The 16736-nt window shown below is 36.8% G+C and carries 17 protein-coding genes; 9 read left to right on the top strand and 8 right to left on the bottom strand.

The features are described 5' to 3' along the window. Nucleotides 1-22 precede the first annotated feature (22 nt). On the top strand, nucleotides 23-1612 hold the full coding sequence (locus V6R96_RS18330) for a DUF4139 domain-containing protein (protein ID WP_336379827.1): 1590 nt from the start codon (nucleotides 23-25) through the stop codon (nucleotides 1610-1612). 42 nt (nucleotides 1613-1654) lie between these two features. Beyond that, nucleotides 1655-2485: a glutamate racemase gene (gene murI, locus V6R96_RS18325; protein ID WP_048502928.1), complete on the top strand. Its 831-nt coding sequence runs from the start codon at nucleotides 1655-1657 to the stop codon at nucleotides 2483-2485. A 56-nt stretch (nucleotides 2486-2541) separates the two neighbouring features. Here murI and V6R96_RS18320 read toward each other — a convergent pair whose 3' ends face one another. Beyond that, a complete protein-coding gene (locus tag V6R96_RS18320; protein WP_111960010.1) occupies nucleotides 2542-3141 on the bottom strand; it encodes a nitroreductase family protein in 600 nt (199 codons plus the stop codon). A gap of 85 nt (nucleotides 3142-3226) precedes the next feature. Between V6R96_RS18320 and V6R96_RS18315 the strand changes: the two genes are divergently transcribed. Further along, nucleotides 3227-3577 (top strand): helix-turn-helix domain-containing protein, encoded by a 351-nt coding sequence (locus V6R96_RS18315; protein ID WP_111960012.1) that lies wholly within the window; start codon nucleotides 3227-3229, stop codon nucleotides 3575-3577. Here V6R96_RS18315 and V6R96_RS18310 read toward each other — a convergent pair. The 4 genes from V6R96_RS18310 to V6R96_RS18295 all read right to left on the bottom strand — a co-directional run bounded on the left by V6R96_RS18310 (nucleotide 3574) and on the right by V6R96_RS18295 (nucleotide 5989). After that, nucleotides 3574-4146 (bottom strand): RsmD family RNA methyltransferase, encoded by a 573-nt coding sequence (locus V6R96_RS18310; protein ID WP_111960014.1) that lies wholly within the window; start codon nucleotides 4144-4146, stop codon nucleotides 3574-3576. The two genes, V6R96_RS18315 and V6R96_RS18310, sit on opposite strands and share 4 nt — an antisense overlap. Before the next feature lie 83 nt (nucleotides 4147-4229). Then, entirely contained in the window at nucleotides 4230-4946 is a 717-nt protein-coding gene (locus tag V6R96_RS18305) for a DUF3822 family protein (RefSeq protein ID WP_336379826.1), read from the bottom strand. An 18-nt stretch (nucleotides 4947-4964) separates the two neighbouring features. Continuing rightward, nucleotides 4965-5459: a Smr/MutS family protein gene (locus V6R96_RS18300; protein ID WP_111960019.1), complete on the bottom strand. Its 495-nt coding sequence runs from the start codon at nucleotides 5457-5459 to the stop codon at nucleotides 4965-4967. A gap of 32 nt (nucleotides 5460-5491) precedes the next feature. Beyond that, nucleotides 5492-5989 (bottom strand): metallophosphoesterase family protein, encoded by a 498-nt coding sequence (locus V6R96_RS18295; protein ID WP_336379825.1) that lies wholly within the window; start codon nucleotides 5987-5989, stop codon nucleotides 5492-5494. Between the two features lie 133 nt (nucleotides 5990-6122). Between V6R96_RS18295 and V6R96_RS18290 the strand changes: the two genes are divergently transcribed. Then, on the top strand, nucleotides 6123-7667 hold the full coding sequence (locus tag V6R96_RS18290; protein WP_336379824.1) for a serine hydrolase: 1545 nt from the start codon (nucleotides 6123-6125) through the stop codon (nucleotides 7665-7667). A gap of 137 nt (nucleotides 7668-7804) precedes the next feature. Here the strand turns inward: V6R96_RS18290 and V6R96_RS18285 are convergent, their stop codons facing one another. Both V6R96_RS18285 and V6R96_RS18280 read right to left on the bottom strand, forming a co-directional pair. Beyond that, nucleotides 7805-8683, bottom strand: a complete 879-nt coding sequence (locus tag V6R96_RS18285) for an archaemetzincin (protein WP_336379823.1) — start codon at nucleotides 8681-8683, stop codon at nucleotides 7805-7807. Next, complete coding sequence (locus V6R96_RS18280) at nucleotides 8664-9140, bottom strand: histidine phosphatase family protein (protein WP_336379822.1); 477 nt, start codon at nucleotides 9138-9140, stop codon at nucleotides 8664-8666. Before V6R96_RS18280 ends, V6R96_RS18285 begins: the two co-directional genes overlap by 20 nt. A gap of 115 nt (nucleotides 9141-9255) precedes the next feature. Here V6R96_RS18280 and ruvX point away from each other — a divergent pair, with 115 nt between their 5' ends. The 5 genes from ruvX to V6R96_RS18255 all read left to right on the top strand — a co-directional run bounded on the left by ruvX (nucleotide 9256) and on the right by V6R96_RS18255 (nucleotide 12900). Then, on the top strand, nucleotides 9256-9672 hold the full coding sequence (gene ruvX, locus V6R96_RS18275; RefSeq protein ID WP_111960026.1) for a Holliday junction resolvase RuvX: 417 nt from the start codon (nucleotides 9256-9258) through the stop codon (nucleotides 9670-9672). Next, a complete protein-coding gene (def, locus tag V6R96_RS18270) occupies nucleotides 9669-10241 on the top strand; it encodes a peptide deformylase (RefSeq protein WP_111960029.1) in 573 nt (190 codons plus the stop codon). Before ruvX ends, def begins: the two co-directional genes overlap by 4 nt. A gap of 79 nt (nucleotides 10242-10320) precedes the next feature. Beyond that, nucleotides 10321-10878: a DUF5606 domain-containing protein gene (locus tag V6R96_RS18265; RefSeq protein ID WP_111960031.1), complete on the top strand. Its 558-nt coding sequence runs from the start codon at nucleotides 10321-10323 to the stop codon at nucleotides 10876-10878. A 160-nt stretch (nucleotides 10879-11038) separates the two neighbouring features. After that, on the top strand, nucleotides 11039-11806 hold the full coding sequence (gene mazG / locus V6R96_RS18260; protein ID WP_336379821.1) for a nucleoside triphosphate pyrophosphohydrolase: 768 nt from the start codon (nucleotides 11039-11041) through the stop codon (nucleotides 11804-11806). 209 nt (nucleotides 11807-12015) lie between these two features. Next, on the top strand, nucleotides 12016-12900 hold the full coding sequence (locus tag V6R96_RS18255) for a hypothetical protein (RefSeq protein ID WP_336379820.1): 885 nt from the start codon (nucleotides 12016-12018) through the stop codon (nucleotides 12898-12900). A 109-nt stretch (nucleotides 12901-13009) separates the two neighbouring features. On the opposite strand, the gene V6R96_RS18250 is transcribed toward V6R96_RS18255, so the two are convergent. Then, on the bottom strand, nucleotides 13010-16723 hold the full coding sequence (locus V6R96_RS18250; protein WP_336379819.1) for a metallophosphoesterase: 3714 nt from the start codon (nucleotides 16721-16723) through the stop codon (nucleotides 13010-13012). Between the last annotated feature and the right edge of the window lie 13 nt (nucleotides 16724-16736).

The following is a 16736-nucleotide window of genomic DNA, read 5'->3' as shown; positions in this document are numbered from 1 at the left end:
CTCTAAATAAAAACCATGAACTATGAGAAAAAACTTACTCCTATTTTTTCTTTTTTTAAGCGCTTTACATTTCTCTCAAAAACCAATCTTTACAAAAGCAAAAGTTAATGCTGTAAATGTTTACAGAACTTCTGCTGAACTCCATAATTCTGTGAGTGTTTCACTTCCTGCAGGAACTTCTGAGGTTGTTGTGACCAATATTTCGGACGAAATTGTGGAGAAATCTATACAGATTAATACCAACAATAAAGATGTCTCAATTCTTTCTGCGCAATACAGAGACAGCTACAACTCGAATTATTTTGAAAATAATAATCCTAACGGAAAAAGAATTAAGGACAGCATCGCTATTTTAGAAAATCTCAGTACAAAAATCAATATCGAGCGTCAGACGAATGAAAAAACATTGGAACTTTTAGACAAGAATCAAGGACTTTTAATTGGCAGTAATACTTCCAGTGTGGCCCAGCTGATGCAGCTGACAGAATATTATAAGACGAAAAGAAATGAAATAAGCATAGCACAGCTTGATATTAATAAAAAATATACACAAACTGTGCAGAAACTTGAAGCTTTAAAAAATCGTTTGAAAGCTAATACAGAAGCTGAGGAAACTTTTTCTGATGGCGTTCTTGTTCTGAGAATTGCAAGCAATGGGGGAGGAAATGCAAAAATGGATCTGGGATATCTGGCAGAAAACGTTTCCTGGGAACCATTTTATGAAGTGAGGGGCAATAAGCTTACTGAACCTTTGGATGTCACTTTTAAAGCAAAAGTAAGACAGGATACAGGACTTGACTGGAAAGGAGTGAAGCTTTCGCTGATCAATTCAAGATCTTCAAGAAATAACGAAGCTCCAGTTATGAATCCTTGGTTTTTGAATTCTTATAAGAATGAAGAAAGGACAAACATTGGCTATTCTGGTAAAAGAGATACTATGCGCACGATGGAGATTGAAGAAGTTGTAATGACAGGTTATGGAATTAAAATTAATGAAAATCAATTGAATGTAAGTTTTGATACAGATATTCCTTATGATATTCTGTCAAATGATGAAGATCATTTTATTAATCTGAAACAGATAAAGCTTCCGGCTGAATACAAATATTACACCGTTCCAAAATACAATACCACTGCCTATTTGGTTGCAGATATTAAAGATTTTAATAAATATAATCTGATTTCAGGGGCTGCCAGCGTGATCTTTGAAAATATGTATGTAGGCGAAACAAGGATCAATCCCAACCAGACGAATGATAAAATGAGCATTACTCTTGGTGATGACAAAAAGATTAGCATCCGCAAAGAAGTGGTAAATGATAAGGCAAGTGAAAAATTATTTTCTTCCTATCAGGAAAAAACCATTACTTACGATCTGGTTGTCCGGAATAACAAAAAAGAAGCAATTAATATCGAGATACGGGATCAGATTCCTTTGAGTAAGGATGAAGCTGTAAAAATTGAGCTTCTTCAAAGTGATAATGCTGAACTCGATAAAGAAAAAGGATTCTTACTGTGGAACGTTAAAATCTCCTCATCAGAAACCAAAAAATTCAGGGTAAGCTATAAAGTAAGATATCCAAAAGATTTTTCAATAAGTAATCTTAATTAAATATCCGATTATTCACTATTTTTGTATAAAATTTCAGTTCACTTGAAAACTAAAAAGCAAGATTATTCACATCTTTCACCAAGCCAGCCTATCGGTATTTTCGATAGTGGGGTGGGAGGACTTACCGTAGCTAAAGAGATCAAAAGACTTCTTCCCCACGAAGATCTGATCTATTTTGGAGATACCAAACACCTTCCGTACGGTGAAAAGTCGAAGGATGCGATTATAGAATATTCTACCAAGATCACCAATTTTCTGCTTCAGCAGAACTGTAAAGCCATTGTCATTGCCTGTAATACGGCTACAGCCAATGCTTTAAACGAAGTGATGCAATCTGTGAATGGAAAAGTTCCCGTCATAGACGTTATTAATCCTGTTGCTGAAAAAGTAGCGTATGAGATCCACAATAATGTTGGAGTCATTGCTACAAAAGCAACCGTCAATTCCGGATTGTATAAGAAAAGCATCAGGAAACAGAATAAATGGATCAAAGTTGATGAGCTGGCGACTCCGTTATTGGTTCCTGCTATTGAAGAAGGATTCAAAAACCATCCGATTACGCATGCCATCATTTATAATTATTTAAGCAATAACAAGCTCAAGAATATTGAAACCCTTATTCTGGGGTGCACTCATTATCCTTTGCTGATCGATGAGATTAAGCAGTATTACGGAAACAGGGTCCGTGTGATCGATTCACCCAATATTGTTGCCAATCACCTTAAGATCATCCTGGATAAATACCATCTTCTGAATGACAATAATCCAAAACCGAATTATCATTTTTATCTTTCGGACCTGACGAAGAACTTTGAAAAAATCTCTAAGAAATTCTTTGGAAAGACAATAGATCTGGAATTGAAAGTACTATAATACAAAAAGCTGTTTCGCCCGAAACAGCTTTTATTTTATGAAAACTTTTGAAAAAGTTATGGCTCTAAAATAACCATTTCACTCTTCAGCCTTCTTTTAGGAGTCGTTTCAGGATGGTTGCTGTCGTTTTCATCTCTTTTCCCGATGGCTACTGCAAAAAGTGTTTCATAAGAATCATTTTTAAGGATTTCGTCATATTTTTCAGTTTCAATACCTTCCATCGGAGTGGAATCTATTCCCATAGCAGCGCAAGCAGAAAGAAGAACGCCCAGCGAAAGATACACCTGATGCCCCATCCATGCCCGAATGGAAGCCTCGCCGTGTGGTTTTACCATAGTTCTGTAGTAATTAACGGAACCTTCAGGAAGATTTTCTTCGATCTGTTTTTCAAAGTCTTCGGGATTCTTTATCACCTGGAATACAATAATATGGCTGCTGTCTAATACTTTTCCCTTATTGAAATATGATGCTTCTGCCAGCTGTTCCCTGAGTTCAGACTTATTAATGAAAATAAAATTCCATGGCTGGCTGTTGATTGAAGAAGGGCTTAGATTAAGGATCTCTTTCAATTCTGCAATCTGTTCTGCACTGATTTTTTCCTGTGGGTTATACTTTTTTACCGTATACCTTTTTTTCATTTGTTCTAAAAAGTTCATAATTTATATACTATCAATTTTATAGTTACAAAAGTAATTTAAGTTTAATATCTTTGCAATAACGGTAAAAAAGGATAGTATAAAAATGTACACGATAGATAACAAAGAATACCCGTGCTGCACCAGTGTCACCATGAAGTTTATAGGAGGAAAATGGAAAGCCGTTATTTTATTCCATCTTACAGATGGCGCCAAAAGGTATAATGAACTTAGGAAATTAATTCCTACCATCACAGAAAGAACATTGAGCCTGCAGCTGAAACAGCTTGAGGAAGATCACATCATCAACAGAAAGGTATATACCGAAAAGCCTCCACTGATGGTAGAATATACGCTGACGGATTTTGGAAAGACTCTCCAACCCGTTATAGAAGCTATTACAAACTGGGGAAAAGCTGCACCGGGTCTTTCCGTAAAAAAAATAATCAGGAATTAAATTTCCTGATTATCTTCTTTATTTGCTTCGAAAAAACTGAAACTTACATTTCCGTATTTCCGGGTATCTATTAAGTTAGGATGTTCCAGTTTCATTCTGCTCTGATGTTCTACGATTAAAACTCCGTTAGGTTTAACAAATTTATTGTTTAAAACCAGAGACAGCAGCTCATAGTATTTCTTCTCTTCCATTTCAAAAGGAGCATCGGAAAATACAATTTCAAAGCTTTTCTTATTTCTGAATTTTTTAAGCCAGTCAAAAACATCACCTCTCTGAACATTGATCTGCAGTGACATATCAAGCTCTGAAGCCGTAGAATTGATAAAACTTGTATGCTTTGGATTCAGTTCAACCGAAGTAACATCCTGGCATCCTCTGGACGCAAATTCGAAAGTGATAGAGCCAATACCTGCGAAAAGATCAAGCACAGAAACCGACTGCATATCATATTTGTTTTCCAGGATACTGAAAAGCGCTTCCTTGGCAAAATCTGTAGTAGGTCTTACATCAAAATTTTTAGGAGCGGCTATTTTTTTGGCTTTCCACTTGCCTGAGATTATTCTGAACATATTTTTTAGGGTTTAGGTGGTAGGAATTAGGGATCAGGGAAGTATGTCGGGCCTAAGCCCTCATCCCTAATTCTTGGTCCCTTTTAATTAAGTATAAAATTCTTATTGGGAATATTGTCAAAAATAATTCTCATATTTTTGACGAATTTCTGAAGTTCGGAAATAAAAGTTTCATTTTCAGTAGTTTCGCCATAGGCGTAAAAATTGGTTTCATTGATTCCAAAGCCTATTTTACTGAGCGTAAACATCACGAAATACAGAAAATCAACCTCAGAATTCACATCCAGGTTGTTGTATAAAATAACTTTTTTGTTATCAATAGCAAAAAACTCACACTGGTTATGGTACAGGTTGATGTGAATCTCCTTACTGTTTTTATTGTTGAGTGAATTCAAAAACTTTTCCCCTGAAAAATTAAAATGAACCGGAATGGCCAGCTCCTTTATTTTTTTGTAAAAGTTTTTAGGGAATGTATAATAAAACTGTACCCCGAACTTTTTATTGACAGAAAGCATGAGCTCCTCTTTTTCCCTGTCAGCCGGAGCATTGAAAGCAATCAGCTCAAATCCTGCCTCATGCTCAGAAAATCCTTCAGGCATCAGGGTAAAGTGATTCAGTGCCGAGATCACATGGATTTCGTCAAACCTCTGCTTAAGAAGAATTTCATCAAGCTTATCTTCAATAAGATTCTCTGGAGTTTCTTCAGTAACGAAATAAGACTTTTCTTCCTGAATGCCTTTGTTTTTTGCAATCTGGTAGATTAATCCGTCTTTGGTAAAAAGTAAATTAAGTACGTTCATATTTCAATTGCTGCAAATTTAGTGAAATTCTATCATAACGGCACCGGATTGATGGTGAAGTATTTCCTTATTATAAAAATCGATATCTCTCTGGCTTTCCAAAACATCCATAACCATTCTCTGCAGCGTTCCGTCACCAATACCGTGAACAATCTCCAGCCTCTTCAGATGATGCTTTCTGCAGAAATCAAGAACTTCCGTTAATTTCGCTTTTTGGATAAAGAGTCTTTCGAAACTGTCATAATCACTGGGATTTCTGACGAGATTGTGAAAATGCAGATCCAGAACCATATGATTTTTCTGATGTTTTTTGGAAGTCACTTTCTTCGGTTCTGCTTTTCTCACTACCCGGATATTTTCATAAAGTTCTGCGTTTTTCGGAACCAGTTTCTCTTTCGGATATTGGTAGGTAAAACCATACTCATCTTTGAAAACAACAATATTGCCGTTCACGGAAGTAATGATCCCGCTTAAATCCTCATCTACTACAGAAACTTTGTCCCCGATTTTCATGTATTGTACTCCTTCTTTTATTGTTTTCAAAATTAAATCTTAGGTCCCAGTTCAATGATTTCCAAATCTTTGATCTGTTCACCTTCCACTACGAAACGCATCATGGTCCTCGTTTTATGCCATCCCTGTTTTCCACAGGCTCCGGGATTCAGGTGAAGGAGATTATTCTTTTGGTCAAACATGGCTTTTAAAATATGGGAATGTCCTGAAATAAACAGCTTTGGAGCTTTTGCAGAAATTTCTCTGTTTGCCAGCGGCGTATATTTTCCGGGATATCCACCGATATGGATCATTAAAACTTCAAGATCTTCGCAGAAAAAACGGTTCACTTCAGGAAATTCAGCTCTGATCTTCGCATTGTCTATATTTCCGTAAACACCCTTTAAAGGTTTTATTTTTTCCAGTTCTTCAATCACTTCTATACTTCCGAAATCCCCGCAATGCCAGATTTCATCAGCCTGACGGGCATATTCTAAAATCCTGTCATCTATATAGGAATGGGAATCGGAGAGAAGAAGAATTTTCGTCATGAAGATTTGAAATTTTTACAAATTTAGGAAAGATTTATTTTCTATTAAGGGTCAGATTATTTTTAAATACACAAAGTTTTACAGGAGAAGCCTGCATCGCCTAATATTTACTAAATTTGAGAAAATTAAAAAAATGAAGCAGAAATTTTCTCTTTTACTTTTTCTTTTAGCCGTAGGGCTTTTCAATGCCCAGGTTGAAGAAAAAAAATTGGATGAACTGATCCAGAGTACTTTAAAAACCTTTGACGTTCCTGGAATGTCAGTAGGAATCATAAAAGATGGAAAAGTGATTTATTCCAAAGGTTTCGGACAACGTTCTTTAACCACCAAACAGCCGATGGATGATAATACATTGGTAGGAATTGCATCTAATTCAAAAGGGTTTACCTGCACTGCACTGGCTATTTTAGCCGATGAAGGAAAATTGAGCTGGGACGATAAAGTTTCAAAATACATCCCTGAATTTCAGATGTATGATCCCTATGTTTCCCAAAATGTAACCATTAAAGATCTTGTAACCCACAGAGCTGGATTAGGCTTGGGACAGGGTGACCTGATGTTCTTCCCTGAAGGTGGGAACCTGACGGTAAATGATATTGTTCACAATGTAAGATATCTGAAACCTGAAAACCCTTTCAGAACGACACTGGATTATAACAATATTATGTTTATTGTAGCAGGAGAAGTGATCCACAGGATTTCCGGGCTGAGCTGGGCCGAATTTATTGAGCAGAGAATTATGAAGCCTGTCGGAATGACTTCCAGTTTTGGAAGCTACAGCAGAGCTAAAGCCGTATCAAACAAAATTGATGCCCATGCTCCTGTAGACGGGAAAGCTGTTGCCGTTCCGCACGATTGGAATGAAACAGGGAATGCAGCAGGAGGAATCATGAGTAATATTAAGGATATGACCACCTGGGCAGATTTTCTTTTAAATAATTTCACAACCAAAGACGGTAAAAAATTAGTTTCAGATAAAAATGTACAGCAGCTATGGAGTCTGCAGATCCCGGATAAAGTTGCTTTAAAAAATCCTTACGATACGAGCTTTTACGGATATGGGTTAGGATGGTTTTTAAGCGATGTGAAAGGACACAAGCAGATTCAGCATACGGGAGGATTAATAGGTACTGTTACCCAATTTACACTGATTCCGGATCTGAAATTGGGAATCGTAGTATTAACGAACCAACAGTCCGGAGCCGCTTTTAATACAATTACCAACACGGTAAAAGATTCTTACCTGGGAGTAGCAGACAGAAACTGGCTGAAAACCTATGGTGAAAGAATGGCAAAAGTAAATGCCGAATATAATAAGCAGAAAAAAGAAGCTTACGCCAAATCAGAAGCCTTTAAAAAAGAAAAAAATCTTCAGCCGAAAGCCGAACAATTTGCAGGAAAATACAGTGACCAATGGTTTGGCGATGTAGAAATTTCTCAACAGGGAAATACATACAGAATTTCCTGCCAAAACTCTCCAAGACTGAAAGGAGAACTGCTTCCCTATTCCAGTAATTCTTTTATTGTAAAATGGGACGACAGAAGTTATGACGCTGATGCTTATATTATTTTCAGCTATGATGAAAATGGAAAGGCAGAGTCTGCAAAGCTAAAGCCTATTTCAGATGTTACAGATTTCAGTTTTGACTTTGATGATCTGGATCTCAAAAGAAAGTAAATTGGGATAAAATACAATTGCTGAACAAAATTATAAATCACAAAAAATATAAAATTCAATAGGAGCGGGCTAAAGCCCGCTTTTTATGAATAATACATTTGGCTTTAGCCAAAACATTATATCAGGATTTTTTTAGATTATCTGAGCAAATTAAAATCCTCTTTGGCAAGTGAATATTCAGAATTCAAATGCTGTTTTTCAAAAAAGTCTTTCAGATCCAAAAGTCGTTTCTTATGATCATAATGGAGGCTTGAATTTAATTTCTGCTGACAAAGTGAACATGCTCTTGCAAAATGATAATCAGTTTCAGAAAGGCTATTGGTTCCATTCATTACACAATTTGCATTGAGGCAATGACTGATTCCGAACATATGCCCGATTTCATGTGAACTTATTTTGATCAGTCTTTTAAGGCTTTCATTGAAGTTAAGATCAGACAGATGACCATCAGAAAACCGATACATAGAAGTTACTCCAACACCGTCTTCATAAGAAGCCTGCCCAAATACATAATTCCATTCAGGTTTTGGAAAAAGATCTTTCTCAGTAATTCCCATAACAACTACCGCATCTTTAGGTTTTTGTTTAATCAGAATACTGTTCAGTACATAACCTGCCAGAATCTGTTCCTGACCGTCTTTAAAGATTCTTCTTGCTGCTTTTGGAAAAATACTGTTGGGTAAAACAGGAAGAACCCTTGTTTTAAGCTGAAAATATTTGCTTAAATATTCTTTGGTAAGGTCTATCTCCTTTTTCTGCAGCTCATTGAATTCTCCGATAGGCTGAAGATAAATTGTGTTTTTTTGGGGCTCCGGCTTTATTTTTTCTAGTTTCTGAAAATCCTCAAAAGTCTGGAATTTTTCATCACGGGAATATCGCCAGTCACCAGGTCTTGCCTTGGGAAGCTTAACATCATTTACCGCAATAGTTTCAATATAGGTCTTATCCTTTTTAGCACATGAAAAAAGGAGTAGGATCAGACAAAAAAAGATACAATTAAATTTTCCCTGGCTCATAAAAGAACAGGAGTTTCTTCTTGGCGCCATCAAATTCAGACCATGAATTACAGTCTATTTCAAAACCGGCAACTCCACAAGTGGGGAAATGGAAAATATCTTCTGAAATGGAATTCGCAAAATTGGAAATTCCATTGTTATGAGAGAAAAAAGCCACAGAATTCACATTGTCATCCAGGTCGTAGATCACAGATTCAAAATTTCTTTCCGAGGGATTATAAAGCTTATCCTCCGTAGAGACATTAAGCTGATAGGCTTGGTTAAAGATTTTACACGTATTCAGGGCACGCACAGCCGGGCTGGAAACAAACTGGTCAATAGAAATATTATTGTTTTTCATGAATCTAGACATGTTCATAGCATCTTTCAATCCTTTGTCTGCCAAAGGTCTGTCGAAGTCCTCCGTTTCTTCCGGCCAGTCGCTTTTCGCATGTCTTACGAGGATGAGTTTCTTCATATTTTCGTTTTTTGGAAGATTAAAATTATAAAAAAAATAATGGAATAAAACATGATTTTTATAAAAAAACTGCGTTATGAATAAAATCATTAAATTTTACTAAATTTGCACACTTATGGGACAGATCCTTGCAATAGACTATGGAAAGGCACGCTGCGGTATCGCTGCAACAGATGATATGCAGATTATTGCAAGCAGTCTGGATACTATCGAAACCCGGTTTTTGATGGAGTTTCTGAGAAAATATTTCACAGAAAACAAAGTGGATGATGTGGTAGTAGGCCTTCCTACAGATTTGAAAGGAAATATTTCCGAAGTGGAGACAGATATTTTAAAATTCATTGAAGAATTTCAGAAGGAATTTTCCGGTATCACGGTCCACCGTTTAGATGAAAGATTTACCTCTAAAATGGCTTCTTTTTTTATCTCCCAAAGCGGGAAAAGTAAAAAAAAGAGACAGGAAAAGGGATTAATAGATAAAGTAAGTGCAACAATTATATTGCAGAATTTTTTAGAACAAAGAATAAGATGATTTTACCGATAAGAGCTTTTGGGGATCCTGTTTTAAGAAAAGTAGGGAAAGATATAGACAAAGATTATCCCGGTTTACAGGAACTTATAGATAATATGTTCGAAACGATGTACAGTGCGAATGGCATAGGGCTTGCAGCACCACAAATCGGTTTGGACCTGCGATTGTTTGTGATTGATGTAACGCCACTTGCAGATGACGAAGATTATGAAGACATCAAAGACGAGCTGGCTGAGTTTAAAAAAGTTTTCATTAACGCAAGAATCCTTGAAGAATCTGGTGAAGAATGGAAATTCAATGAAGGATGCCTTTCTATTCCGGACGTAAGAGAAGATGTGAAGAGAAAAGGAACAATCGTTATTGAATATTATGACGAAAATTTTGTGAAACATACAGAAACTTTTTCCGATATTAGAGCCCGCGTAATTCAGCATGAATATGATCATATTGAAGGCGTGCTGTTTACCGATCATCTGAGTATATTGAAGAAGAAACTCGTAAAAGGTAAGCTGGCAAAAATCTCACAGGGTGATGTAAGCATCAGCTATAAAATGAGATTTCCAAAGTAATTTAAACAAGGATTAAAAAACAAAATAATAAACAGCAAAAAGCCCCGTGCCTATTGCAGAATTTACAAAAAATAAAATTATGCTGTTAGAAAAAATAATTTCAATTTCTGGAAAGCCAGGACTTTTCAAATTAGTTTCTCAACTAAGAAACGGTTTTATCATTGAAGATGTTACGACTAAGAAAAAAGTAAGCATTGGAAACTCAAGTCAGGTGAGTTTATTGGATAATATCGCTATGTTTACATTTGATAAAGAAGTTCCTTTGTTCGAGGTTTTTGAAAATATTGCTAAAAACTACGATTATAAAGAAACGATTTCTCACAAATCTTCTGACGATGTTCTGAAAGAATTCATGACGGCTTCTCTTCCTAACTATGATACAGAAAGAGTATATGCTTCAGATATCAAAAAATTGGCTCAGTGGTATAACCTTCTTCAGAAAGCAGGATACATTACTCCTGAGAGCTTCGTAAAAGCAGAGCCTGAAACACTGGATGGTGCAAAGGAAGAAGTGAGCATTGAAAAAGAAGCTCCTAAAAAAGCAGCGTTAAAAGCAGAAAAGCCTGCAGCTCCAAAAGTAAAAGCTACTTCTGCAGCTAAAGCCGCTCCAAAAAGTACACATACTAAGAAGGGATAATTTATCCCGATTGTAAATACAGAACCCTGTCAAAAATCTTGACAGGGTTTTTATTTTAAACACAAACTCCTAAGCTTTATTTTCCGTTCTTTTTGTTTCAAGACAGAACTTAATTAAATAAAGATTTACCCTAAATTTGCATCACTTTGAATCCTCAATTATGAATACCAGACAAGAAAAATTAGAAGCCTTCGGAAGATTATTGGACATCATGGATGATCTGCGCGAAAAATGCCCATGGGATCAGAAGCAAACCCTGCAATCCCTTCGTCATTTAACCCTTGAAGAAACCTACGAGCTTTCAGATGCTATTCTGCAGGAAGATTTGCAGGAAATCAAAAAAGAGCTGGGTGATGTTCTGCTTCATCTTGTTTTTTATGCCAAAATTGGTTCTGAAAAAGAAAGTTTCGATATTGCAGATGTCATCAATTCTTTAAACGAGAAACTGATTTTCCGTCATCCCCATATTTATGGTGATACAGAAGTGAAAGATGAAGAAGAAGTAAAGCAGAATTGGGAGAAGCTGAAGCTGAAAGAAGGGAATAAATCGATTTTAGGTGGTGTTCCGAAAAGTCTTCCAAGTTTGGTAAAGGCCTACAGGATTCAGGATAAAGTAAAAGGAATTGGGTTTGAATTTCACGATGCAGAAGATGCATGGAAAAAAGTAGATGAAGAAATTCAGGAATTTCATGCAGAAACCGATTCAGATAAAAAAGAGCTGGAGTTGGGCGATGTATTTTTCTCACTCATCAACTATGCAAGAATTTCAGGACTGAATCCGGATTCTGCATTGGAAAGAACTAATTTAAAATTTATCTCAAGATTCCAGAAAATGGAAGTGTTGGCAGAGGAATCAAATCTAAAGCTGGCCGACCTGTCTTTGGAAGAAATGGATGTATTGTGGGAAAAAGCAAAACTGCTGTCATAAATAAAACCCTGACATAGAAGTATTCCGAGAATCCTTATTGGAATAGGTTTTGCATGGCTCATCGTGTTCTTTGATCCTGCAAACCGATTAATTCTTATTACGATTGATGGAACCCAAAAACAAGTCTCGTTATCAACAAGATTATTTAATACCTTAGAGAAAAATATACGGTATCCGTATTTTCAGTTTTAAAAATTAAAAAAATAGCTATGCTGCGCATTCTTACCCTATCTGCATTCTTATTATGGAGTTGTAATCCAAAAGCACAGGATTCTCCTAAAACCGACGAAATCAAAGTTGAATTTTCCCTTCCGAAAAAATTGAAAGAAGTTTCAGGAATCGTTCTGTCTCAGGATAAAAATACCATTTGGGCGATAGAAGATCAGGGAAATAAAAATGTAGTTTACGGTTTGGATAAGCAGGGCAAGCTGGTAGCAGATGTTTTGGTAGAAAATGCTGAAAACAACGATTGGGAAGATATTACCAAAGATGCCCAGGGAAACATTTACCTCGGTGATTTTGGAAATAATGATAACAACAGACAGAATCTGGCTATTTTAAAGCTGGATTTGAAGGATGCTTCCCAGAAAACAACAAAAGTTGTTCAGACAACAAAATTTCATTACGAAGGGCAGACTGAATTTCCTCCAAAGAAATCAAACTGGCTGTATGACTGTGAAGCTTTCGTAGAAATGAACGGAAACTTCTATCTTTTCACCAAAAACAGAAGCAAAGGTTTTGACGGAACTTTCCTTGTATTTCAGATTCCTAATAAAGAAGGGGATTTTGAAGCCAAATTGATAGGGAAACTTAAGCTTGCAGGGAAATACAGTGATGCTGCCATCACTTCTGCCGCCATCAACAGTACCAATGATAAAATCGTTCTGCTTACCCATAAAAACATTCATGTACTTTCCGGGTTCACAACTGATAATTTTAATACTGCGAAAATTGAGAAAGTATCTTTAAATCATAATTCGCAGAAAGAAGCTGTTGTTTTCCTAGATGATAAAACTCTGCTGATCGCGGACGAAAAAGATAAGGAAACAGGCGGAAATGTATATAGGTTTGAATTTGACTCCAAAACTAAATAATGACAGCTGCAAAAGCTTAAATCCGGCATTAATAAAAAGCAAGAGGGACAAAAAATTGTCCCTCTTTTGTATAATTAATATAGAATGAAATATAAGAAAGCGATAAAATTTAAAAAGTCATTCCTACTCCGGCAGAAATTCTTCCTCCGTCAGAACCATAGAAGTAATTCAGTCTTGCAGAAAACATTTCTACAACGCTCAGCCAGAATCCTGCTCCTACAGACTGATGCCACTTTTTAGAATCCTCACCATCGTTCCAGACGCGTCCAAGATCATATCCAACCAGTACACCCATATTGGCAGGAATAATATTGTTTCTTACTCTCCCAAAATCCCAGCGGATCTCAGAATTGTTGGTGAAATAAGATTTACCTGAAAACCTGTCATTCCGGAAAGCCCTCATCCCATTATTGCCGCCTATGCTTGCTGCCTGGTAGAATTCGAAATTATTATTGCTGATCCACATGGCATTGCTGGAATTCGCAAACACAAAATTTCCTCTTTTGTCAAGTCTGTGGTCTATCGTCAGTGTTCCGTTCAGGGTGAAGAAGTTTTTCTTGGTATCGGACAGATTGGTTTTCCAGTCTGCATTCATCAGTAATTCCAGTCCCAAAGTCGGGAAGGCATTATTATCAAGGTTTTTGAAGCTGAAGGTATAATTGGCCCCTGCAAACTGCTGGCTTTTGAAAACTTCAGGTCTCACGTCCGGTGACTGATCTATAAAACGGTCACCGTTTCTCTGTACCTTATTATCTTCAAAGGTCAACTGAAACTGATGCTGAAGGTTCATCCAGCTCTTCTTAGAGATAGAAGGGGCAAAATTGAATTTAGAAATCCTTGCCCGGTTGTATTCCCTCTCCGTATTTTCCTTGTCGTATTTACTTTCATTGGACAGTCCGAAGAAATTTTCGGAAAACCGGGGTGTTGTATAAGCCGCATCAAGATTGAAATCCCATCCGGATATTGCTTTTTTGAAAATTCCTTTATAAGCTGCATTAAATCCTCCGGTTGCAGTATAAAAATTAACTTTAAGACTATGCTTTTGGGTATAAGGATCACGGATGAAATTATTCACCGTATAATTAGCCAGAATTCCTAAGATCACACCGTCATCCGGGTTGTAATCTGCATTTGGATAGCCGGCAAAGAAATTATATTTCGGATGCTTATAATTGTAGGTGTTGATATCGTAATCATCAGAAATATTTTTCTTTCCGAAACCGTTGTAAGTATTTTTCTGACTTTTAAAATCATAAATCTTCACACTTTTTCCGTCTGCAATATTGTAGACATCATGGTTGTAACCGCCAATCAGCCTGATATTCGTTTTAGGTCTTCCTTCTCCTGATACTTCATAAATATCATCATCTTCAAGACCATAAATCCAGAGCTCCTTTGTTTGGGAATCCTCGTACGTTTTTTCAAAAACCAATTCAGGGTTCTCTTTGTTTTTGTCTAATTTATACTGCTTTACATTGATGGAATGTGCCGTTTTTGTAATGACGAACTTATCTGGATTCACCGTCCCGGCAAGAGGAACTTTTTCCTGCAGTACATCATAATATTGGGCGGCGTAATCCTGCAGCTTTGTTTTTCTGATTTTTAATTTACGTTGGATATCGGCAATGGACTCATCTTTTACTTCTTTAGGAAGATTGCTGAATGCATCATCAATATCCGAATCAGTAAGATGTTCCTGGATATACTTTGCCTGCGCAGTCCATTCTTCCTGTGAAGCGCCCTTTAAAAAGATAAGGTCCAGCGGATACGGTTCCATATTGATCCACTTTACATTTTTGATCTCCTCTTTAAAAGTCTTCATATGACGGATAGCCGGAACATTCATAATAAGCTTGAAGGCGGCACCGTCATACCGGCTGAAAGCCTGATCCCTGTCCTTCGGGATCGGTTTATAAACTACATTATCGCCATCCTGATATTCCGCCCATTTCCATTGATCTGAATGCCTGTCCCAATCACCGATCAGCATATCAAATATCCTTGCTCTTATGTACGATTCACGGTCTACGGAATACTTATAATTTTTGGTGAAATTTTTCAGAACATCATCCGTAGAAACAATATCTTTAGCATTGTCCAGCGAAGCCAGTGTTTTAGGGTCAGAAGAAAAGCGTTCTTCAATCATGTACATTTCATCGCCATAATTTTTATTATATTCTCCTAAAGCGTATTGCTTCGGAATGTAATATAATTTCGGATTACTATGGAAGATACCGAGCTTATCAGCCATATTTCCTACTGAAAAAGGGGTAAACGGATGATTGGTCGTATAAAAATCGAGCAGAAATTTTTCAGGAAATGTATTGTTCAGCTCGTTCCCGAAAGTGCTCTTTTTGAAAGCCATATTATTCAGAAAACGGACGGCGCTTTTTTTCACGCCCCGCATTACAAATTCCTGTCCGTCTGCCGCTTTCAGCCTTAAGCTGTTCGACTGATTGCCTCCGCCTTCTCTGAAAGGAGTAAAACCACCATTCAGGGAAGCCAGATCTGCCGTAGGTGCCTCAATTGGAATGCCATAATATTTCCGGTAATGCTCGCCCCACAGCCAACGGTAAACAGGTCCTTTTTGGGTAAGCTTTACCGGATAGATACTTGAAGTGGCAGTGGCCGGAAAATCTTTCGGATAATTATTTACAAAAACATCCGGTTTTGAGATCACAGAAATATGGGCAAGCCTTTTAATGTTGTTATCTTTTGTTGAAAAATATTCTACATCTGTACTCTGGTCTTTTCTGATATTCAGAACGGCAAATCCACTTCCTCCGTAAGAAAAATCGGTTTTTTCAGCAATAGTGGCAGGATCCGTTTTAGAGCCTGCACCACTAATAATTTGCCTGATATTCCTTTCTTCATGATATTGCAGATTATGATCATGTCCGGAAACAAAAATAATATTTTCCTTATCCTGAACAATGCTTTTTAAACGGTTGGCAAGATCTGCATAGTGCTGATTATTAATATCCTCCGGATTTGCTCCTGAAGAACTTCTTAATATATTGATGAAACTTGCTCCAATGGGAAAAGGAATCTTACTTTTCAACGGGTAAAGATGTGCTTTTGCAGAATTGAATCCTGCATGCGTTCCGCTGCTGATCACAGGATGATGCAGGGCAACAATAATCTTTTTATCCTGGTTTTTGGTAACAAGATCTTTAAACTCTGTGAAGAAATCTTCACGTGTTTTAATTGTACAGTTTTTATTGATCCCGGGATATTGATCCCAGTTTGCAAGCGCCCATTCGGTATCTAAGACAATAAGTTTAATATCTTTTGATAAATTGATGTCATCAATTCCGCAGGAATTTTTAGGAAGAAAAGCTTTCTTATCATTGAAATAGGCTTTCACCAGATCTTCCTGTCCTTTTAATCCGTCCAGGCCGCTGTTCCAGTCATGATTTCCCGGAATAACTAATGTTTTCCCCTTGAAATTTTTGGCAATGGAAAGCTGATTTTCCAGTTTTTGCTTAGCCAGTGCATACTCTTTATCAGATTCTTTAGGCAATCCATTGGGATAGATATTGTCCCCCAGGAAGATCAGCATGGAATTGCTGTCTGCTGAATCCAGTTTGTTTTTGAGTAAATTTAAGGTGTTCTGCGCCTGAGGCTCATCTGCATTTCCGGCATCCCCGATCAGAAAAATTTTAAAATCATTTTCAGATTTTACATCAGAATTGTTTATTTCAAATAAGTTTTTACCCTTTTTTACGTTATATGTTGCGCACGAATAGAGAACTCCTGCAGATAATACTGTCCGAAAGGCAATAGAGGTTTTTTTTAAATGAGTTTTAAAGGATAAATTCATAAATTTACATTAA

Origin of the sequence: Chryseobacterium sp. CCNWLW53 (assembly GCF_037083525.1) — a bacterium.
Classification (GTDB): Bacteria; Bacteroidota; Bacteroidia; order Flavobacteriales; family Weeksellaceae; genus Chryseobacterium; species Chryseobacterium lathyri.
This window is presented reverse-complemented; position numbering and strand designations above follow the sequence as displayed.